Genomic DNA, 20,308 nt, shown 5'->3' on the forward strand with positions numbered 1-20,308 from the left:
AGCGCATCAGCGTATACGCGCGGCCTGACAAAGGAGTCCCGTCATGCAAGGCAGCGCAAACCTCAACATCATGATCAAGGCCGCGCGCAAAGCGGGCCGCAGCCTGGTGAAGGATTTCCGCGAGGTCGAGAACCTTCAGGTCTCGATGAAGGGTGCCGGGGATTTCGTATCGCGCGCCGATATCGCCGCCGAAAAGATCATACGCGACGATCTGATGGAGGCGCGCCCGAACTACGGCTGGGTGGGTGAGGAAAGCGCGCCCGTCGAGGGCGCCGACCCGACCCGCCGCTGGATCGTCGATCCGCTGGACGGAACCACCAACTTCCTGCACGGCCTGCCGCACTGGGCCGTTTCCATCGCGCTGGAGCACAAGGGCGAAATCGTTTCCGCCGTGGTGTTCGACGCCGCGAAAGAAGAAATGTTCGTCGCGGAAAAGGGCGCCGGGGCATGGATGAACGACACCCGCCTGCGGGTATCGGGGCGCCACCGCATGATCGAGTCGATCTTCGCCACCGGTCTGCCTTTCGGGGGCCGCGCCGATCTGCCGGCCACATTGCAGGATCTTGCGCGCCTGCTGCCGCAATGCGCCGGGGTGCGCCGCTGGGGCGCCGCCGCGCTGGATCTCGCCTATGTGGCGGCGGGGCGTTATGACGGGTTCTGGGAACGCCGTTTGAATTCCTGGGACATGGCCGCCGGGCTGTTGCTGGTGCGCGAGGCGGGCGGCCTGATCGCCCCGATCCGTGTGGATGGCGACATCATGGAGGATGGCGAGGTTATTGCCGCCAACGAACCCATCTTCGACAGTTTCGCGAAAGTCGTCCGCGGCGGCTGATCTCAGGGGTTCGGCTGGTCGGACTCGTGGTTCACCCCGTCCGACCAGGGAATCTCGCCCAGTTTGCTCGGGTTGACGCCTTCGAGCGCGCCCACGTTCACCCCGTATTCATTGGGGTTCGAGCGGCGCTGATGGTGGGTGTAAATCCCGCAGGTCGGGCAGAAGTAGTGCTTCGCCACACCCGTGCCCCAGGTATAAAGCGCGATGTGATCGGCACCTTTCACGATGGTCAGCCCGCCCAGCGGCACCGACGCCATGATCGCGCCGCGCCGGCGGCAATAGGAACAATCGCAGCGCCGCGCGGTGTTGAGGCCATCCGACAGTTCCACCTTCAGTTCGATCGCGCCGCAATGGCATGTTAGCTTTCGGGTCATCTGCGCCTCCTGACAACGGGGATGGTGGTGCGGCGGTAAAGTTTCTCGGGGTGGGGCGGAAGGCCGTGGGTGCGGCTCCAGTACCCCGGCCCGCCGCGCCTGAGCCAGGAGGGCAGCATCATGACCAGCCCGGCGGCGAAGCCGCCCGCATGGGCCCAGTATGCCACGCCGCCGCCATCCGCCGGTGTCGAGGCGCCGCTGAAGATCTGCAGCCCGAACCACACCCCCAGCAAGACCCAGGCGGGCAGCGGGAAGATCCGGAAGAAGATGATGAAGATGAACAGCACATCGACGCGCGCGCGCGGGAACATCAGAAGATATCCCCCCATCACCGCCGCGATCGCCCCCGAGGCGCCGACCACGGGAACCGGCGAATGCGGGGCGGCCAGAATCTGAAACAGCGAGGCCGCCAGCCCGCCGACGAGGTAGAACCCCAGAAAGCCGCCATGCCCCAGCTCGTCTTCCAGGTTGTCGCCGAAGATCCACAGGAACACCATGTTGCCGATCAGATGCATCAGCCCGCCGTGCAGAAACATCGACGTGAAAAGCCCATGCCATACGCCGTGCTCGGTCAAGGCCGCCGGGATCAGCGCCCAGGTATAGAAAAACCGCTGCAGCTCCATCTGGTCGGCAAACAGGGGCCAATAACTGACAAAGACAACCACGTTCACCGCGATCAGCGCATAGGTGACGAAGGGTGTGCGGCTTGACGGGTTGTGATCGCGGATCGGGAACATGGCGCCACGCTACCCTGCCTTTCCGACAGGTCAAGCCATTGCGGGCGGATGCGGCTGTTTTGAGCGGGGCGGCGGGCACGGCCCGCATGCCGGCCCGGGCGCTGGAAAACATCCCAGCCCGCTTTACTCCGGCCTCTCAATGCCTATTGTCCCCGAACCAGAGGCCCGCGAGTTGGCATTGGTAACCCTCGGGGCCGTGCGGCGAAACCTGTGGGGGCCAAGCTGTTGCACAGAGGCTGCCGCGTTGGGCTCTAGTGACGGTAAGAGTGACGGCGCCAAGATGCGGGCGTGATGGAATGGTAGACATATCAGACTTAAAATCTGAAGGGGTTCGCCCCGTGTGGGTTCGAGTCCCACCGCCCGCACCACATATCCGAAATCGGACGGTTGAGGGATGTATCCCGTCGGGGCGACGTGCCGGGGCCGTGTGAACAAAGCATGGCGCCTTCGTGCCTTTGGCGTTTCACGGTAAAGCGCTGTTTGCCGAAAATGTGCCGATTGGTCTGAAACGGCCCTGAAATCGTACGCCGCCGTGGCCTTAGCAATATTCGTCGTAATCATCCGCCACGGCGCGCAGCATGTCGGTCATCAGCGCTGAATCCGCGGCGTTCACCCGGCTCCATGTCGGGATGAACGGGCTTTCCGACGGGTTGTCGAGAAAGATGTGCCCGGCCTCGACGATGTTGCGCGCGAACAGCTCGATCAGCTTTTCTTCCTTGTGGCGGTCGATATGCAGGCCGTTCATCCGGGCGTCGCTGTGATAGCAATCCAGCAGGTCCAGCGCCGAACGGTAATAAGTCGCCTTCAGCGAGCGGAAGATCTCTTCGGAAAAGACGGTGCCATCGGTGGCCAGTTTGCGGAAAATCGACTTGCAGATATCGATCGACATGCGCGACAGGCCGGTGCTGGCGTCGTCTTCCGACACCTCTTGGTGCTTGTGGTCGTAGTTGTCGGCAATCTCGACCTGACAGACCGATTTCGGCGCCAGGTTGCGCCAGGCCTCGGACAGAACACCGATTTCCAGCCCCCAGTCGGACGGGATGCGCAGATCGGGAAGCGGGGCCACGCGCATCGCGAATTCACCCGACAGCGGATAGCGGAAGCTGCGCAGGAAATCGAGGTAGTCACGGTCGCCGATCACCTTCTTCATCGCGATCAGCAGCGGGCTGACAAGCAGCCGGCTGACCCGCCCGTTCAGCTTGCCGTCGCCCACGCGGGGGTAATAGCCCTTGGCCAGTTGATAGGGAAAGTTCGGGTTGGCCACCGGATAGACCAGCCGCGCCAGCATCTCGTGTGAATAGGTCACGATATCGCAATCGTGCAGGGCCACCACGGCGCTGTCCTTGCAGGCCAGTGTATAGCCAAGGCAGAACCAGACGTTGCGGCCCTTGCCCGGCTCGCCCGGAAACAGGCCCAGATCGCCCAGCCGCCCGTGGATCGCCTTCATGCGCGGGCTGTCGTTCCAGATTACCACATGTTCCTGCGGCAGCCGCGAAAAGAACTGCCGGGCGTGGCGGTATTGCGCCTCGTTCGCCCGGTCGAGCCCGATCACGATGCGGTGCAGATAGGAGACCTCCGACAGCTCGTCGAGAATGTGGGGCAGGGCGTCGCCCTCCAGCTCCGAGAACAGCGAGGGCAGGATCAGGCTGATCTTGCGGGTCTGGGCGAAAGTCGCAAGCTCATGGGCGAGCGCCTCGGGCGTTGTCGTGCGGAGGTTGTGCAGCGTCGCCACATTTCCGTTCTGGTGAAAATCAGCCACGGTCGCGTCTCCTCCTCAAATGCCACGCTCGACGATAACGTCTAACATGGCACGGTTCCATCCCGAAGGTCCGGGTTCTGTTGTGCGTCGGATATGGCCGGCGTCTTCGCCGGCCATATCCGGAAGTGGTGCGCGGTGCGGATTGGCGACGACGATCCCGAGATCGGCGCGCTCCAGCATCTCGGTGTCATTGGGGGCGTCGCCAAGCGCCACGATGAAAGGGTTGCCGTATCGCGCGGCAATCGCGCCCATCTGCGCGGCCTTGGTGCCGCCGAAGGACAGCGTCAGAAACCGCCCGCCCTCGCGCGCCCGCACGCCATGTGCCGCCAGCGCGTCAAGGAAGGCCTGCCTTGCATCTGCCGCCCCCGACCACAGGCCGGGTTCGGAAAAACTGCGCCGCGCGGCGAGCGCGGCGGACTGGGGCGAAAGCCCGGTTTCCCGCGCGATACCCTCGGGGCCCCAATCACCAAAGCCTTGAAAGCCCGCGCGCAGCTCTGCCGGCAACGTGGCCAGAATGCGCCGCAGCCGGGCATAATCGGCATCACCACCGTCCGCCCCGGCGCCGGGGGCCAGAACGCCGGCCCCGTTTTCGACAATCGCCGGAACGTGGGAAAACCCGAGCTCTGCCCGCAATGGCGCGATCTCTGCCGCGGTCTTGGAACTGGCCAGCACCACCGGCACGCCCTTGTCGCGCAATTGGCGCAGGGCGGGCGCGGCGGCGGCATGTGAATAGCTGTCATGATCCAGCAACGTACCATCAAGATCGGTGAAGACGATCAGGGCAATGCCGGGCATGCGGTGCGATTCTCCGTTTGTGACCGACCCAGCCTGCCACGGTTTCACCCCGAGTGCACCCGCCGAAATCGCCGCGCCGCGCGGCCATTCTGCGGATGCGAAAAAAACCGGATAGTCTAAGCTTTGGATTTGTGGAAGGTTGAACACATTCAACGAGGCCAAAACAAAAATGTCCATCAAAGCCGCCATTCACCATCTGACCCACTATATATACGATCGTCCGGTGACGCTGGGGCCGCAGGTCATCCGGCTGCGGCCCGCATCGCACAGCCGCACGCGGGTGATCTCGCATTCACTGAAGGTCAGCCCGGCGGATCACTTCGTGAATTATCAGCAGGATCCATATGGTAACTGGCTGGCGCGCTATGTGTTCCCCGAGCCGGTACGCGAGCTGAAGATCGAGGTTGATCTGGTGGCCGACATGTCGGTCTACAATCCGTTTGATTTCTTCGTGGAAGACAGCGCCGAACACTGGCCCTTCGACTATTCCAACGACATTCTGCCGGATCTGTCGATCTATCGCACCGCAGAGCCCGCGGGGCAGGCGCTGCAGGAGTTTCTGAACGGCATCGACCGCTCGGAAGAGCGGACGGTGGATTTCCTTGTCGGGCTGAATGCCCATGTCGCCAACCAGGTCGGCTATGTCATCCGGATGGAGCCGGGGGTGCAGACGCCCGAAGAAACGCTGCATGTCGGCAAGGGATCATGCCGCGATTCAAGCTGGCTTCTGGTGCAGGTGCTGCGCCATCTGGGCTTTGCGGCGCGGTTCGTTTCGGGCTATCTGATCCAGCTGAAACCCGATCTGGAGGCGCTGGACGGCCCGTCGGGCACGGATCACGATTTCACCGACCTGCACGCCTGGTGCGAGGTGTACATCCCCGGCGCCGGCTGGATCGGGCTGGATCCGACCTCGGGCCTGCTGACTGGCGAAAGCCATATTCCGCTGGCCGCGACGCCGCATTACCGCAACGCCGCGCCGATCACCGGCATGGCCAGCCCGGCCGAGGTGACGTTCGATTTCGACATGAGCGTGACGCGGGTGGCCGAACATCCGCGTATCACCAAGCCGTTCTCCGACGATGCCTGGAACGCGCTGGATGCGCTGGGCGCGAAGGTGGACAAGATACTGGCCGAGGGCGACGTGCGCCTGACCATGGGCGGCGAGCCCACCTTCGTTTCGATCGACGATTTCGAAAGTGACGAATGGAACACCGCCGCCGTCGGCCCCACCAAGCGCGAGCGTGCCGATCTGCTGATCCGCCGCCTGCGCGATCGCTTCGCGCCGGGCGGGTTTCTGCATTACGGGCAGGGCAAGTGGTATCCGGGCGAAAGCCTGCCGCGCTGGACCTTCTCGCTCTACTGGCGCAAGGACGGCGCGCCGATCTGGCAGAATCCCGATCTGATCGCCCGCGAAGGGGCGCAGACGGGGGCGAATGCCGACAGTGCCGAAACCCTGATGAAAGACATCGCCGGCGCGCTGGGGCTGGAGCCTGATTTCGTCGCTCCCGCCTTCGAGGACCCGGCGGAATGGATCATCAAGGAAGCCAATCTGCCAGAGAATGTGACGCCGGAAAATTCCAAGCTGAAAGACCCCGAGGAACGGCACCGCATCGCGCGGGTGTTCGGGCGCGGGCTGACCGAGCCTTCGGGTTTCGTGTTGCCGGTGCAGCGCTGGCAGGCCAGGGCGGGCGGGCGGCGCTGGCGCTCGGAAAAATGGAAGGTGCGGCGCGGGCATATCTATCTGGTGCCGGGTGACAGCCCCGTGGGCTATCGCCTGCCGCTGGGCACCCTGCCGCATGTGCCGGCCTCTCAATACCCCTATACCAACATCGCCGACCCGACCGAACCGCGCGGGCCGCTGCCCGGTTTCAAGCCGCAGGAGGCGGGCGGGCCGGAAATTTCGGCGGATCACACCCAGCGGGTGACCAAGATCGAAGACGCCGAGGGCACGGGGCAGCAGGATGTGGTCGAGCAGGAACTGGGCACGATCGGCGGCGCCGTGCGCACCGCGATTTCGGTCGAACCGCGCGACGGGCGGCTGTGCGTGTTCATGCCGCCGGTGGAACGGGTCGAGGATTACCTGGAGCTTGTGGCCGCGGCAGAGGCGGCGGCGGCGCGGCAGGGCCTGCCGGTGCATATCGAAGGCTATTCGCCGCCGCATGATCCGCGCCTCAACGTGATCCGCGTGGCCCCCGACCCCGGCGTGATCGAGGTGAACATCCACCCCGCCGCCAACTGGGACGAATGCAAGGCCACCACCGAAACCGTCTATGAAGAGGCGCGCCAGACGCGGCTCGGGGCGGAGAAATTCATGATCGACGGGCGCCATACCGGCACCGGCGGCGGCAACCATGTGGTGGTGGGCGGCGCGACGACGCTGGACAGCCCGTTCCTGCGCCGGCCCGATCTGCTGAAAAGCCTGATCCTGCACTGGCAGCGGCACCCCAGCCTGTCTTACCTGTTCTCGGGCCTGTTCATCGGCCCGACCAGCCAGGCGCCGCGCATCGACGAGGCCCGGCATGACAGCCTCTATGAGCTGGAAATCGCGCTGGCGCAGATCCCGCGTCCGGGGCAGGGCACGCCGCCGATGCCCTGGCTGCTGGACAGGCTGCTGCGCAACATCCTGATCGACGTGACAGGCAACACCCACCGCGCCGAGATCTGCATCGACAAGCTCTATTCCCCTGACGGCCCCACCGGCCGGCTTGGCCTGATCGAGTTCCGGGGCTTCGAGATGCCCCCCGACCCGCGCATGAGCCTGGCCCAGCAGGTGTTGATCCGCGCCCTGATCGCGCGGATGTGGCAAAGCCCGCTGGGCGGGCACCCGATCCGCTGGGGCACGCGGCTGCACGACCGGTTCATGCTGCCGCATTTCGTGTGGGAGGATTTCCTCGACGTGTTGCGCGACCTTCGGGAGCATGGGTTCGATCTGTCGCCCGACTGGTTCAAGGCGCAGGCAGAGTTCCGCTTTCCGTTCTGCGGCGAAGTGGAATATGAAGGCGTGCATCTGGAAATCCGGCAGGCGCTGGAACCGTGGCATGTGCTGGGCGAAACCGGCGCGATCGGCGGCACGGTGCGTTATACCGACAGTTCGGTGGAACGGCTGCAGGTGCAACTGACCACCACCGACCCGGAACGCTATGTCGTCACCTGCAACCAGCGCCGGGTGCCGTTGCAGAAAACCGAAACCGGCGGCGTGTCGGTCGGCGCGGTGCGCTTCAAGGCGTGGCAGCCGGCGCAGGCGCTGCACCCGGTGCTGCCGGTGAACGCACCGCTGACCTTCGATATCTTCGACACCTGGACCGGTCGCGCGCTGGGCGGATGCGTCTATCACGTGGCCCATCCGGGCGGGCGCAGCTATGATACCTTCCCGGTCAACGGCAATGAGGCCGAGGCCCGCCGCCTGGCGCGGTTCGAGCCGCGCGGCCATACCCCCGACGCCTACCTGCCGCCAGACGAGACCCCGCACCGGGAATTTCCGATGACGCTGGATCTGCGCCGGATGCCCGGGATCTAGGCCATGAAAGCGCAGGGGGAGGACATGTCGACCGACGCGCTGGCGGCGTTTCTGAGCGCCTACCGCCGCCCCGACGGGGTGCCCGACGAACTGCTCGGGCCCGACGGGCAGGTGCGCCCGGTCTGGTCGGCCTTCATGCAGCGGCTGGCGCGGATCAACCCCGAGGACATGGCCACCCGGATGAGCCGGGGCGACCAGTATCTGCGCGACGCCGGAGTGTTCTACCGCCGCTATGCCCCGGCCGAGGCAAGCGACCGCGACTGGCCGCTGAGCCATATGCCGGTGCTGATCGCCGAGGCCGAGTGGCATGAGATCGCCGCCGGCCTGACCCAGCGCGCCGATCTGCTGGAGGCGGTTCTGGCCGATCTTTACGGCGACAACCGGCTGGTCGCCGAGGGCCACCTGCCGCCGCCGCTGGTGGCGCAGAACGCCGACTGGCTGCGCCCGCTGGTCGGGGTGCGGCCGCGTTCGGGGCATTTCCTGCATTTCGTGGCCTTCGACATCGGCCGCGGCCCCGAAGGACAGTGGTGGGTGCTGAGTGACCGGACGCAGGCGCCCTCTGGCGCCGGTTTCGCGCTGGAAAACCGCATCGCCACCGCGCGTGTCTATTCGGGCCTTTATGACAATGCCAATGTCACCCGGCTGGCCGGCTTCTTCCGCGCCTTTCGCGATGCGCTCATGGGGCTGCGCGCCAGCGAAAGCAGCCGTGTCGGCATCCTGACGCCGGGGCCGATGAACGATACCTATTTCGAACATGCCTATATCGCGCGCTATCTGGGCTTCATGCTGCTGGAGGGCGAGGATCTGGTCGTGGACAGCGGGCGGCTCATGGTGCGCACGGTCGACGGGCTGAAGCCGATTTCGGTTCTGTGGCGGCGGCTGGATGCCTCATGGGCCGATCCGCTGGAGCTGAACGAAGGGTCGCGGCTGGGCACGCCGGGCCTTGTCGGGGCGCTGCGCAACGGGTCTGTCACCATGGTCAACGCGCTGGGGGCCGGGGTTCTGGAGGCGCGCGCCTTTCTGGCGTTCCTGCCGAAACTGTCGAGGGTGCTGCTGGATGAACCGCTGCGCATGCCGAATATCGCCACCTGGTGGTGCGGCGGCGCCAAGGAGCGGGCCTATGTGCAGGCCAATGCGCGGGGGATGACGATCAGCGGGGCCTATTCCACCGGCCTGGCCTTCGAGCTGGAGGACATGCTGCCGCAGGATCTGGGCGCCGAGGCGCTTGCCGCGCGGATCGCCCATGACGGCCCGCGCCTGGTGGGGCAGGAACAGGTGCAGCTTTCGACGACCCCCGCCTTTGTGGACGGCCGCCTGCAGCCCCGGCCGATGAGCCTTCGGGTGTTTCTGGCGCGCACCGCCAGCGGCTGGCAGGTGATGCCGGGCGGCTTCGCGCGGATCGGCCTGTCGGATGCGTCGACCGGGCTGGCGATGCAGAAGGGCGGGCTGGTGTCCGACGTCTGGGTGATCGGCGCGCGCCGGGCACAGAGCGAGACCATGCTGCCGCGCGCCGCCGAAACCGTGGACCGCAACCAGCCCGGCGCGCTGCCCAGCCGTGCCGCGGACAACCTGTTCTGGCTGGGCCGCTATGTGGAGCGCACGGAGCATATGCTGCGCATCCTGCGCGCCTATCACGCCCGCCTGGCCGAAACCGCCAACCCCGAGGCGCCGCTGCCGGCGGCGATCGCGACCTATCTGGCCGGGCTCGGGGTCGACCCGGACGAGCCCATCCCCGATGCCCTGATGGGCGCGCTTTCGGCCGCCAATTCAAGCGCGGGGCATGTGCGCGACAGGTTTTCCGTCGATGGTTCGGCCGCGCTCAGCGAACTGATGGAAACCACGCGGGGGCTGATCGGCAAGGTGGCGCCCGGCGATGATGCGGCACGGGCAATGGGCCGGCTTTTGCGGCAGGTATCGGGCTTTTCGGGGCTTGTGCAGGATAACATGTACCGCTTCAACGGCTGGCGCTTCCTGTCGATCGGGCGGGCGCTGGAGCGTGCCGCGAACATGACGGGCAGCCTGCTGGCCTTTTCCGATCCCGACGCCGCCGAGGGCGCGCTCGATCTGGTGATCGAGATCGGCGACAGCGCCATGTCGCACCGGCGCCGCTATTCGGTATCCACCGACAGGGGCACGGTTCTGGACCTGCTGGCGCTTGACGGGCTCAACCCCCGGTCGGTTCTGTTTCAGCTTGAGGAGATCCGGCAGCATCTGCAGTTTCTGCCGGGCAACGCGCCGCACCGGCGGCTCTCGGGGCTTCAGCGCTCGGTGCTGCGGGCCCATACCGATCTTTCGCTGCAAAACCCCGAAGATGTCGATGGCGATTTTCTGGCGCGGCTGTCGACGGAGATCCTGAGCGTGTCGGAAAACCTGACCCACGCATATCTGCGATAGGCTGGCCATGATCTACGATATCCGCATGGAAATCGAATACAGCTACGATCGGCCCGCCGCGTCGGGGCGCAACCTGCTGCGCCTGATGCCTGCCGATCTGCCCCTTGAACAGCGGCTGATCGCGGGCAGTCTGACGATCGAACCGCAGCCGCGTGAATGGCTGGGCGGGAGCGATTTCTTTCAGAACGTGACCAACGAGGTGGTGTTCGACACCCCGCACAAGACCACCCTGTTTTCGGTGCAGGCGCGGGTCGAGCGGATGCTGCGGGGCGGGTGGCTCGATATGTCGCCGCGGCTGGATCTGCTTGAACGCGAAGTCGCCGATTACCGCGAGTTGGATCCATGGGCGCCGCATCATTTCCTGGGGACGTCGCCGCGCATCGCCTTTGATCCGGAGATGGAGGCCTATGGCATCGAGGCCACCGCCAACGCGGCCACCGCCTTTGACGCGGTCGAGGCGCTCGGGCAGGCGCTGCACCGTGACATGACATTCGACGCGGAGGCGACCACCGTCGATACGCCCGCCTCCGAGGCTTTCGCCAACCGCCACGGCGTCTGTCAGGATTTCACCCATATCATGATCACCTGCCTGCGCAGCCTGGGCATGCCCGCCGGATATGTCAGCGGCTTTCTGCGGACGGTCCCGCCCGAAGGGCAGCCCCGGCTGGAAGGCGCGGATGCGATGCATGCCTGGGTGCGGGCCTGGTGCGGCCATGAAATGGGCTGGGTCGAATACGATCCCACGAACGCCGTTCACGTTTCGATGGATCACGTGGTGATCGCCCGCGGGCGCGACTATTCCGACGTGGCCCCGGTGAAGGGGGTTTCGCGGTCGTCGGGGGCGCATACCACGCGGCAGTCGGTCGACGTGGACGTGCTGGATTAAGGATCACGGCGCAGCGGCGGTCACTTCGACCTCCACCAGAAATTCGGGCCGGGTGAAGCCCGAGACGATCACAAGGGTCGAGGCTGGCGGCTGCGCGACATCCGCCAGCCAGGCATCACGCGCCTGCATGTAGCCCGACATATGCGCCCGGTCGGTGACGAAGGCGTTGATGCGGATGGTATCGGCGGGCGCCATGCCGGCCTCGGCCAGAATGGCGGTGATATTCGCGAAACACTGCGTGGCCTGTTCGGCCGCCGTCTTTGCCACGGTATCATCCGCGCGCACGCCAAGCTGGCCGGAGGTGACCACCAGCCGCGCCCCGGCCGGAACCTCTATGCCATGGGCGTAACGGGCGAACGGGGCGCGGATGGATGTGGGGGTCAGCGGGCGCATGGCGGCCTCCTTCAGCGAGCGGCGAGTGTTTCGGAAATGAGCGTGGCGCTTCGGAAATTTCCGCGCAAATGACCTTGGGGCGCAAAAGCGGGAATGACGGAAATATATGCGAATCTTCTGGAAACATGCCGCATTAATGTGCAATTTTCCGAAACACACAGGGTTCGTGCTCTGCGGTCTGGAACCTGCGCACCGACTGCTTCTAGCGTCGGCTCGCACATATATTTACGGAGGCTCCCATGATCCTGAAACGCGCGGCCGCAACCGCTGCCATGGCGCTTGCGGCGACATCCGCCGTGGCGCTGGAAAAAGTATCTTTCGGCACCAACTGGGTGCCGGAAGCCGAGCATGGCGGCTATTATCAGGCCGTCGCCGACGGGACCTATGAGGCCTGCGGCCTGGACGTGACCATCGTGCCCGGCGGCCCGCAGGTGAACAACCGCGCGCTGCTGATGGCGGGCAAGCTCGACTTCAACATGGCCGGCAACCTTCTGCTGCCGTTCAACGCGATCGAGCAGGGGATTCCGCTGAAGGTGGTGGCCGCGCATTTCCAGAAAGAGCCGCAGGTGATCCTGACCCATCCGGGCAAGGTCAGCAGCTTCGAGGATCTCAAGACGCTCGACAAGCTGTTCATCGGGGATGCCGGCTATCAGTCTTATTACCAGTGGATGATCAACGAATACGGGTTCGCGCCCGAAACGCGCGTGCCCTACACGTTCAACCCCGCGCCGTTCATCGCCGATGAAAACTCGGGCCAGCAGGGCTACGTGACGTCGGAGCCCTTCGCCGTCGAGCGCGAGGGCGGGTTCAAGCCCGATGTCTTCGTGATCGCCGATGCCGGGTTCGACACCTATGCCACGCTGGTCGAGACCATGCAGAGCACCATCGACGAAAAGCCCGAAGTGGTGAAGTGCTTTGTCGAAGGCTCGTCGATCGGCTGGGCCAACTACCTCTATGGCGATCCGTCGGCGGGCAATGCGCTGATCCAGTCGCAGAACCCCGAAATGAGCGACGAGCAGATCGCGTTTTCGATCGAGGCGATGAAGGAATACGGCATCGTCGACAGCGGCACCTCGCTGGAGATGGGCATCGGGGCGATGACGGCCGAAACCATCGAGGGCTTCTACGACAAGATGGTCGCGGCCGGTGTCGTGGCGCCGGGGCTGGATCTGTCGAAGGTCTATAGCCTCGAGTTTTCCAACACCGGCGTGGCGCTGCCGGTGAAAAAGAAGCTGATGGGCGAATAAGCGTGCATCAAGTGCAACAGGGCGCGGCGGCCGGGGTCGCCGCGCAAACACAGAGCCGCATCCTTTCGGTTGCCAATGTCACCAAGGTTTTCAACGGCGATCTTGTCGCGCTGAGCGGCATGTCGCTTGATGTGAACCGGGGGGATTTCGTATCACTGCTCGGCCCCTCGGGCTGCGGCAAATCCACCGCGCTGCGGCTGATTTCCGGGCTCATGCACCCGACCTCCGGCGCGATCCGCTGGGACGGGGGCAAGGGGCAGGGCGATCTGGGCGTGGTGTTTCAGGAACCCACGCTGATGCCCTGGGCCACGGTGGCGCAAAACGTGTGGCTGCCGTTCCGGCTGCGCGGCAAGACCTATAATGCGGTGAAGGACGAGGTGCTGGAGACCCTGCGGCTGGTCGGGCTGGAGAAGTTTCTCAACGCCTATCCGCGCGAGCTTTCGGGGGGCATGAAGATGCGCGTCGCCATCGCCCGCGCGCTGGTGACCCGGCCCCGGCTGATCCTGATGGATGAACCCTTTGCCGCGCTTGACGAGATCACCCGCCACAAGCTGAACAACGACCTGCTTGACCTGAAGGCCAAGATCGGCTGCACCATCATCTTCGTCACCCATTCGGTGTTTGAATCGGTTTTCCTGTCGAACCGCATCGTGGTGATGGCGGCGCGGCCGGGCCGGGTGATCCATGAGCTGACGGTGGATCAGGGCTATCCGCGCGACGAGGAGTACCGCACCTCGCCCGAATATGCCGCCTATTGCCGCTCGGCCAGCGCGGCGCTGCACGACGCCATCGGAGAGCACGCATGACCCTTGCCGAACCCGCCGAACAGGCCGTGACGCAGATCGTCGATGCGGAAGAGCTGCGCCGTGCCCGCGCCCGCCGGCGCGAGAAAATCGGCAAATGGGTCTTGCCCACGATCGTGGTCATTCTGACCCTGTATTTCTGGGACAGGATCTGTGTCTGGAACGAGATCCCGCATTACATCCTGCCCCGCCCCGGACTTGTGTTCCAGACCCTGATCAACGATTGGCCGATCCTGTTCGACGCCCTGCTGGTGACGCTGCAGATCACGCTGATGGCGTTGACCGTGGCGGTGCTGGGCGGGGTCGGCCTTGCGGTGCTGTTCACGCAGAGCAAGTTCATCGAGATGTCGTTCTTCCCCTATGCGGTGATCCTTCAGGTCACGCCGATCGTGTCGATCGCGCCGCTGATCTTCATCTATGTCGACAGCAAGATCGCGGGGCTGCTGCTCTGCGCGTGGATCGTGGCTTTCTTCCCGATCCTGTCGAACACCACGCTGGGGCTGAACTCGGCCGACCATAACCTGCGCGATCTGTTCAAGATCTACGGCGCCACGCGCTGGCAGCGGCTGCGGTTTCTGCAACTGCCCTCGGCGCTGCCCTATTTTCTGGGCGGGCTGCGCATCGCCGGCGGGCTGGCGCTGATCGGGTCGGTGGTGGCGGAATACGTGGCGGGCACCGGCGGCATCGGATCGGGCCTGGCCTTTACCATTCTGGAGGCGGGTTACCGGCTGAACATCCCGCGCATGTTCGCGGCGCTGTTCCTGATCGCGGCCACGGGGGTTGCGATTTTCGCCGGCCTGTCATTCCTGAGCCATATGCTGCTGCGCAAATGGCATGAAAGTGCACTCAAACGGGAGACTTGATGGATTTTAGCGTTCTGCCCAGCGGCGCGTTGACTCTGAAAAACCTGCGAACACCTGCCTGCCTGCTTGCGCAAGACGGCGATCTTACATCCATCGAGCTGACCATAGAGAACGGCCATATCACCTCGGGCAAGGGCACCGAGGTGGATATGGGCGGCGCGATGGTATTTCCCACCTTCACCGATATGCACACCCATCTGGACAAGGGGCATATCTGGGGCAGGGCCCCGAACCGCGATGGCACCTTCACGGGCGCGCTCGATACCGTGGCGGCGGATCGCGCGGCCAACTGGTCGGCCGAAGATGTGCGCCGGCGCATGGCGTTTTCGCTGCGCTGCGCCTTTGCCCATGGCACCTCGGCGATCCGTACACATCTCGACAGCCTGCCGCCGCAGGACGAGATCAGTTTCCCGGTGTTCCGCGAAATGCGCGCCGAATGGGCCGGGCTGATCGATCTTCAGGCCGCCTGCCTGGTGGCGATCGACAACGTGTCCGAAGATGGCCCCTATGCCCGCACCGCCGATATCGTGGCCGAAAGCGGCGGGGTGCTGGGCATGGTGGCCTTCCCCGTGCCCGACCTCAGAGAGCGGGTGCGCGCCTTTTTCCGCATGGCCGATGCGCGCGGGCTGGAAACCGACATGCATGTCGACGAATCCGTGGACCCGACCGTGGCCACCCTCCGGGTGATCGCCGAGACCAAGCTGGAAATGGGCGTCGAGATGCCGCTGACCGTGGGCCATTGCTGTTCGCTGTCGGTGCAGGACGAGGCCGAGGCGATGCAGACGCTGGATCTGCTCGCGAAGGCCGGGATCAACGTGGTCAGCTTGCCGATGTGCAACATGTACCTGCAGGATCGGCACGCCCACCGCACCCCGCGCCTGCGCGGCGTGACGCTGGTGCATGAGATGCGGGCGCGCGGCATCAACGTCAGCTTCGCGTCGGACAACACGCGCGATCCGTTCTATGCCTATGGCGACTTGGACATGATCGAGGTGATGCGCCAGGCCACGCGCATCGCCCATCTGGACCATACCGGCACCGACTGGCCCCATGCGTTTCTGACCAACCCGGCGCGGGCCTGCGGGTTCGCCGCGCCCTCGCTCGCGCCTGGCGCGCCGGCCGATCTGGTGATCTGCAAGGCCCGCAGCTGGACCGAGCTTTTCGCCCGCCCGCAATCGGACCGCATCGTACTGCGCGCCGGGCAGGCGATCGACCGGGCGCTGCCCGATTATGCCGAACTTGACGATCTGATGAGGTAACCCATGACCCCCGATGTTGCTGCCGCCAAACAGGCGCTGTCTCATATAGAGATGGATGAAAACCCGGCCACGATCCGGTCGAAAAGCCGGGATTTCTTTTGGTATTCGCCGATGCTCAAGGCGCGGCTGGATCATGTTCAGGCGGATTTCGTGGTGAACCCGAAATCCGAAGCCGAGGTGATCGAGGTGTTGAAAACCTGCTATGCCCATGATGTGCCGGTCACGGTGCGCGGGGCGGGTACTGGCAATTACGGGCAGGCGATGCCGCTGGCCGGTGGCTGCGTGATGCATATGAAGAACTTCGCGCAGGTGAAGGAAATTCACCCCGGCCGGGTGATCGTGGAACCCGGCTGTATCATCAAGGATCTGGATGCCGCCACCCGCGCCCATTCGGGGCAGGAGGTGCGGATGATGCCCTCCACCGCCAACACAGCCACCATCGGCGGTTTCGTCGCCGGCGGCTCCGGCGGGGTTGGCTCTGTCAAATGGGGGGCGCTGCGCGATCTGGGCAACATCATCCGTCTGCGCGTGATCACCATGGAGGCGGAGCCGCGCGTGCTGGAGTTTCGCGGCGAAGAGCTGGCCCGCGTTTCCCACGCCTACGGCACCAACGGGATCATAACCGAGATCGAGATGCCGCTGGCGCCGGCCTATGACTGGGTGGATATGTTCGTGGCGTTCGACAGTTTCCCCGAGGCCGCGCAATATGCCTGCGATCTGGCCAATGAGGATGGTATCGTGCTGAAGCTCGCCTCGGTCTACGAGGCGCCGATGGCGCATTCCTATTTCCAGCGGGTGAAGGAGCATGTGACCGAAACCGATACGCTGGTCGGCCTGATGGTGGCGCCGCATTCGATGGATGGGTTCGAAACCTTCACCGCGCGGCGGCCCGGGGCGCGGATCATCTTTCGCTCCGACGCGAACGACTGGCCGCGCGATCCCGGCCCGGTGTTCGAATTCGGCTGGAACCACACCACCCTGCGCGCTCTGAAGTTCGACCCGAAGATCACTTATCTGCAGGTCCGCTACCAGTTTCCGAAGCATCTGGAGCTTGTCGAAAAGGTGCGCGCGACCTTCGGCGCGGAGGTGCTGCAGCATCTTGAAGTTCTGCGCGAGGGCGGCAAGGTTTGTTTCGCGGGGCTGCCGCTGGTCAGCTATACCAGCGACGAACGGCTGGAAGAGATCGTTCGGATGCACGAAGACATGGGCTGCATGATCTTCAACCCGCATCGCTATACGCTGGAAGAGGGCGGGCGGCAGTCTGCCGATGCCCGCCAGCTTGCCTTCAAGCGCGAGGCCGATCCCAAGGGCCTGCTGAACCCCGGCAAGATGATCACGTGGGACGATCCCGATTGGGCCTATGACCGGATCTATGATTATCCCGGCATGTTGCAGGTGGAACCATGACCCGCGCGCTGATCCTTTATGCCCATCCCTGCCCGGAAAGCTTCAACGCCGCCGTGCATCGGGTGGTGGTCGAAACGCTCGAGGCGCGCGGCTGGCAGGTGGATGATTGCGATCTGAACAAGGAGGGCTTTTCCCCCGTTCTGACCGAGGCGGAGCGGCGCGGCTATCACGACGAGCCGGAAAATATCGAACCGGTGCGCGCCTATGTCGAACGGCTGCGCGCGGCCGAGGCGCTGGTGCTGGTGTTCCCGGTCTGGAACTTCGGATATCCGGCCATTCTGAAGGGCTTTCTCGATCGGGTGTTCCTGCCCGGCGTGTCCTTCAAGCTGGTCGATGGCAAGGTGAAACCGAACCTGACCCATATTCGCAAGCTGGCGGCCTGCACCACCTATGGCGGCACCCGCACCCGCGCCTTTCTGGCCGGCGATCCGCCGCGCAAAACGGTTACACGGGCGATCTGGCATGTCTGCCGGCCCGAAAAGATGCGCTACACCGCGCTGTATGATCTGAACCGTGCGGATGACGCCGCGCGGGCAAGGCATCTGGCGCGGGTCAAACGGGAAATGGAGGCTTTGTGAGATGCATGCGCTGGTGATCTATTGCCACCCCCGGCCCGAGAGCTTTACCGCCGCCGTGCGCGACGTGGTGCTGGACCGGCTGCGCGCGGCGGGGGCGGAGGTGCGGCTTGTCGATCTTTACGCGCGCGGCTTTCAGCCCGCGCTGACCGCGGCCGAGCATGAAGGCTATGAGGATTGCCCGGCCAACCGGGCGCCGGTGGAGCAGGATTGCGCCGATCTGGAATGGGCCGATGCGCTGATCTTCGTCTATCCGACATGGTGGTACGGCCTTCCGGCGATGCTGAAGGGCTGGCTCGACCGCGCATTCCTGCCCGATGTCGCCTTCATCATGCCGCGGGCCGAGGGCCAGACGATCCGCCCCGGCCTGACCCATATCACCCGGCTGGGCGTCTTCACCACCTGCGGCGCCAGCCGGTTGCTGACATGGTTCGTCGGCGCGCCGGGGCGGCGGACCCTGATGCGCGGGATCGGGGTGATCCTTGCCCGGCGGCGGCGCACCGCCTTCGCGGCGCATTACCTGATGGACAGTTCCACCGCCGAAAGCCGCGCGAAACACCTGGCGCTGGTGGCCCGCAGGATGGATCGGCTGATTGCCGCCCGCGCTCCGCGCCCGGCCCCGCGAGGGGAGATGCCCGCATGATTCCCGTGCTCGATTGGCAGCGCTTTGCGGGCGGAACCGACCGGGCGGGCTTTGTGGGCGATCTGGGTCGCGCCTGCCGGCATACCGGGTTTTTCCTGCTGTCGGGGCACGGGGTGGCGCAGGCGCTGATCGACGGTGTGTTCGCGCAGGCGGATGCGTTTTTCGCCCTGTCGCCCGAGGCCAAGGCGCCGCTGGATATCCGGCGCAACCCGCACAACCGGGGGTGGGTCGCCACCGGATCGGAGTCGCTGGATGAAACCAGCGGCCAGATGGACCGGAAAGAGGCGTTCAACATCGGGCTGGATCTGCCCGCCGACGATCCGCGCGTGCTGGCCGGCGAGCCCTTCCGGGGCGTCAACGTCTGGCCCGGCCTGCCCGGTTTCCGCGACACGATGCTGGCCTATTACGATGCGGTCCGCGCCCTGGGCGTGGCGCTGCACGGTGCGTTCGAGCAGGAACTCGGGCTCGAACCCGGCTTCTTCGCGCCGCAGTTCAGCGCGCCGATGGCAACGCTGCGTGTGCTGCATTACCCGCCGGCGGCGGGCGGCATCGGGGCGGGGGCGCATAGCGATTACGGCTCGGTCACGCTGTTGCTGACCGATGGCGTGGCCGGGCTTCAGGTCAAGCCGCGCGGCGGCGACTGGGTGGATGTACCGCATGTGCCCGGCGCCTTTGTCGTCAATATCGGCGATTGCCTGATGCGCTGGACCAATGACATCTACATCTCGACCCCGCACCGGGTGCTGCCGCCGCAGAGGCAGCGCCGTTCGATCGCCTTCTTTCTGGATCCCGACCCCGACAGCGTGATCGCCGCCCTGCCGGGCACGGGGGCCGCCAAATACCCGCCCATCACCGGTGCCGACTATCTGCGCGCGCGCCTTGACGCCACCTATCGCCCGGAGCCTTCCGCATGAGACGCCTTGACTGGGCCCAGCACCGCACCACCGAATTCGCCGGCATGGATCCGGCGACCACCATCGCCATTCTGCCCACGGCGGCGATCGAACAGCACGGGCCGCACCTGCCCACGGGCACCGATACGATGATCGCCGAGGGGATGCTGGCGCAGCTGCGTTCCACCTGCCCGGAGGATCTGAACATCCTGATCCTGCCGGTGCAGGCGGTGGGCAAGTCGAATGAACATCTCCACGCCCCCGGCACCCTGACGCTGAGCGCAGAAAACGCGCTGCGGGTGTGGACGGATATCGGTCTTTCGGTGGCGCGCGCGGGGCTGCGCAAGCTGGTGATCGTCAACAGCCACGGCGGCAATCTCGATCTGATCTCGATCCTGTCGCGTGAGCTGCGGGTGCAGGCGGGGATGCTGGCGGTGAAATGCCAATGGGGCGCCTTCGGCCACCCCGAGGGGATGTATTCGACGCATGAGCGCGCCTTCGGCATTCATGGTGGCGATGTGGAAACCTCACTGATGCTGGCGTTCCGCCCCGAAGCCGTGGACATGGCCGAGGCGCGGAATTTCGCCTCCAGCGCCGAGGGCGCGCCGATCTCGCCCATCGGGCCGGTGTCATATGGCTGGGTGTCGAGCGATCTGAACCCGGCGGGCACGGTCGGTGATGCCTCGCTGGCCACGGCGGCCAAGGGCCGCGAGACCTGCGCGCATCAGGTGGCGGGGTTCGTCGAATTGCTGCGCAAGGTACGTGACCTGCCGCTGGACGGGTTCGCGCCGACCGCCCGCTAAAGCGGCAGGGCTGCTTATGGCGTGGTCAAAGCGCCTGTTCGGGCGGGGCGCAAACGCGGGCGCGCTTGGCCCGACAGCAGCGCGATGCTATTCTGGCTTTCGAGTAGAAGCAGGAGGCGCGGCAGCGT

Annotated in this window: 18 protein-coding genes and 1 tRNA gene; 14 read left to right on the top strand and 5 right to left on the bottom strand. The window is 65.3% G+C overall.

What is annotated here, in order from left to right; all coding sequences use genetic code 11:
- The first annotated feature begins 43 nt into the window (after positions 1-43).
- A complete protein-coding gene (locus TQ29_RS04065) occupies positions 44-832 on the top strand; it encodes an inositol monophosphatase family protein (protein ID WP_054538121.1) in 789 nt (262 codons plus the stop codon).
- Positions 833-834: 2 nt separating this feature from the next.
- Here TQ29_RS04065 and TQ29_RS04070 read toward each other — a convergent pair whose 3' ends face one another.
- Both TQ29_RS04070 and TQ29_RS04075 read right to left on the bottom strand, forming a co-directional pair.
- The gene (locus tag TQ29_RS04070; RefSeq protein ID WP_054538122.1) at positions 835-1,206 is read right to left on the bottom strand and encodes a GFA family protein; all 372 of its coding nucleotides are present in this window, start codon (positions 1,204-1,206) and stop codon (positions 835-837) included.
- A complete protein-coding gene (locus TQ29_RS04075; protein ID WP_037204089.1) occupies positions 1,203-1,943 on the bottom strand; it encodes a rhomboid family intramembrane serine protease in 741 nt (246 codons plus the stop codon). Before TQ29_RS04075 ends, TQ29_RS04070 begins: the two co-directional genes overlap by 4 nt.
- Positions 1,944-2,225: 282 nt before the next feature.
- Between TQ29_RS04075 and TQ29_RS04080 the strand changes: the two genes are divergently transcribed.
- A tRNA-Leu gene (locus TQ29_RS04080) sits at positions 2,226-2,311 on the top strand.
- Positions 2,312-2,481: 170 nt separating this feature from the next.
- Here TQ29_RS04080 and TQ29_RS04085 read toward each other — a convergent pair.
- Both TQ29_RS04085 and TQ29_RS04090 read right to left on the bottom strand, forming a co-directional pair.
- On the bottom strand, positions 2,482-3,702 hold the full coding sequence (locus tag TQ29_RS04085) for a hypothetical protein (protein ID WP_054538123.1): 1,221 nt from the start codon (positions 3,700-3,702) through the stop codon (positions 2,482-2,484).
- 15 nt (positions 3,703-3,717) lie between these two features.
- On the bottom strand, positions 3,718-4,497 hold the full coding sequence (locus TQ29_RS04090) for a mannosyl-3-phosphoglycerate phosphatase (RefSeq protein ID WP_054538124.1): 780 nt from the start codon (positions 4,495-4,497) through the stop codon (positions 3,718-3,720).
- A 169-nt stretch (positions 4,498-4,666) separates the two neighbouring features.
- On the opposite strand from TQ29_RS04090, the gene TQ29_RS04095 reads away from it, so the two are divergent.
- From TQ29_RS04095 to TQ29_RS04105, 3 genes are read left to right on the top strand one after another with little or no spacing between them, the layout of a single operon-like run.
- Positions 4,667-8,014: a DUF2126 domain-containing protein gene (locus TQ29_RS04095; protein WP_054540315.1), complete on the top strand. Its 3,348-nt coding sequence runs from the start codon at positions 4,667-4,669 to the stop codon at positions 8,012-8,014.
- Between the two features lie 3 nt (positions 8,015-8,017).
- The gene (locus TQ29_RS04100; protein WP_235974398.1) at positions 8,018-10,408 is read left to right on the top strand and encodes a circularly permuted type 2 ATP-grasp protein; all 2,391 of its coding nucleotides are present in this window, start codon (positions 8,018-8,020) and stop codon (positions 10,406-10,408) included.
- 7 nt (positions 10,409-10,415) lie between these two features.
- Entirely contained in the window at positions 10,416-11,294 is an 879-nt protein-coding gene (locus TQ29_RS04105) for a transglutaminase family protein (RefSeq protein ID WP_054538125.1), read from the top strand.
- Positions 11,295-11,297: 3 nt separating this feature from the next.
- Here the strand turns inward: TQ29_RS04105 and TQ29_RS04110 are convergent, their stop codons facing one another.
- The gene (locus TQ29_RS04110; RefSeq protein WP_054538126.1) at positions 11,298-11,687 is read right to left on the bottom strand and encodes a RidA family protein; all 390 of its coding nucleotides are present in this window, start codon (positions 11,685-11,687) and stop codon (positions 11,298-11,300) included.
- A gap of 239 nt (positions 11,688-11,926) precedes the next feature.
- On the opposite strand from TQ29_RS04110, the gene TQ29_RS04115 reads away from it, so the two are divergent.
- Genes TQ29_RS04115 through TQ29_RS04155 form a run of 9 tightly spaced genes read left to right on the top strand, consistent with a single transcriptional unit; the run spans position 11,927 to position 20,180 of the window.
- The gene (locus TQ29_RS04115) at positions 11,927-12,934 is read left to right on the top strand and encodes an ABC transporter substrate-binding protein (RefSeq protein WP_037204078.1); all 1,008 of its coding nucleotides are present in this window, start codon (positions 11,927-11,929) and stop codon (positions 12,932-12,934) included.
- 2 nt (positions 12,935-12,936) lie between these two features.
- On the top strand, positions 12,937-13,740 hold the full coding sequence (locus TQ29_RS04120; RefSeq protein ID WP_082386515.1) for an ABC transporter ATP-binding protein: 804 nt from the start codon (positions 12,937-12,939) through the stop codon (positions 13,738-13,740).
- Positions 13,737-14,600, top strand: a complete 864-nt coding sequence (locus tag TQ29_RS04125; protein WP_054538127.1) for an ABC transporter permease — start codon at positions 13,737-13,739, stop codon at positions 14,598-14,600. Before TQ29_RS04120 ends, TQ29_RS04125 begins: the two co-directional genes overlap by 4 nt.
- On the top strand, positions 14,600-15,859 hold the full coding sequence (locus TQ29_RS04130; protein ID WP_054538128.1) for a cytosine deaminase: 1,260 nt from the start codon (positions 14,600-14,602) through the stop codon (positions 15,857-15,859). Before TQ29_RS04125 ends, TQ29_RS04130 begins: the two co-directional genes overlap by 1 nt.
- Positions 15,860-15,862: 3 nt before the next feature.
- Entirely contained in the window at positions 15,863-17,266 is a 1,404-nt protein-coding gene (locus TQ29_RS04135; protein ID WP_054538129.1) for an FAD-binding oxidoreductase, read from the top strand.
- Entirely contained in the window at positions 17,263-17,844 is a 582-nt protein-coding gene (locus tag TQ29_RS04140) for an NAD(P)H-dependent oxidoreductase (RefSeq protein ID WP_037204072.1), read from the top strand. Before TQ29_RS04135 ends, TQ29_RS04140 begins: the two co-directional genes overlap by 4 nt.
- A gap of 1 nt (position 17,845) precedes the next feature.
- On the top strand, positions 17,846-18,484 hold the full coding sequence (locus TQ29_RS04145; protein WP_054538130.1) for an NAD(P)H-dependent oxidoreductase: 639 nt from the start codon (positions 17,846-17,848) through the stop codon (positions 18,482-18,484).
- A complete protein-coding gene (locus TQ29_RS04150; protein ID WP_054538131.1) occupies positions 18,481-19,398 on the top strand; it encodes an isopenicillin N synthase family oxygenase in 918 nt (305 codons plus the stop codon). Before TQ29_RS04145 ends, TQ29_RS04150 begins: the two co-directional genes overlap by 4 nt.
- Positions 19,395-20,180, top strand: a complete 786-nt coding sequence (locus tag TQ29_RS04155; RefSeq protein ID WP_054538132.1) for a creatininase family protein — start codon at positions 19,395-19,397, stop codon at positions 20,178-20,180. Before TQ29_RS04150 ends, TQ29_RS04155 begins: the two co-directional genes overlap by 4 nt.
- Positions 20,181-20,308: the final 128 nt, after the last annotated feature.

This window comes from Actibacterium sp. EMB200-NS6 (assembly GCF_001305615.1).
GTDB classification, from domain to species: domain Bacteria; phylum Pseudomonadota; class Alphaproteobacteria; order Rhodobacterales; family Rhodobacteraceae; genus Actibacterium_A; species Actibacterium_A naphthalenivorans.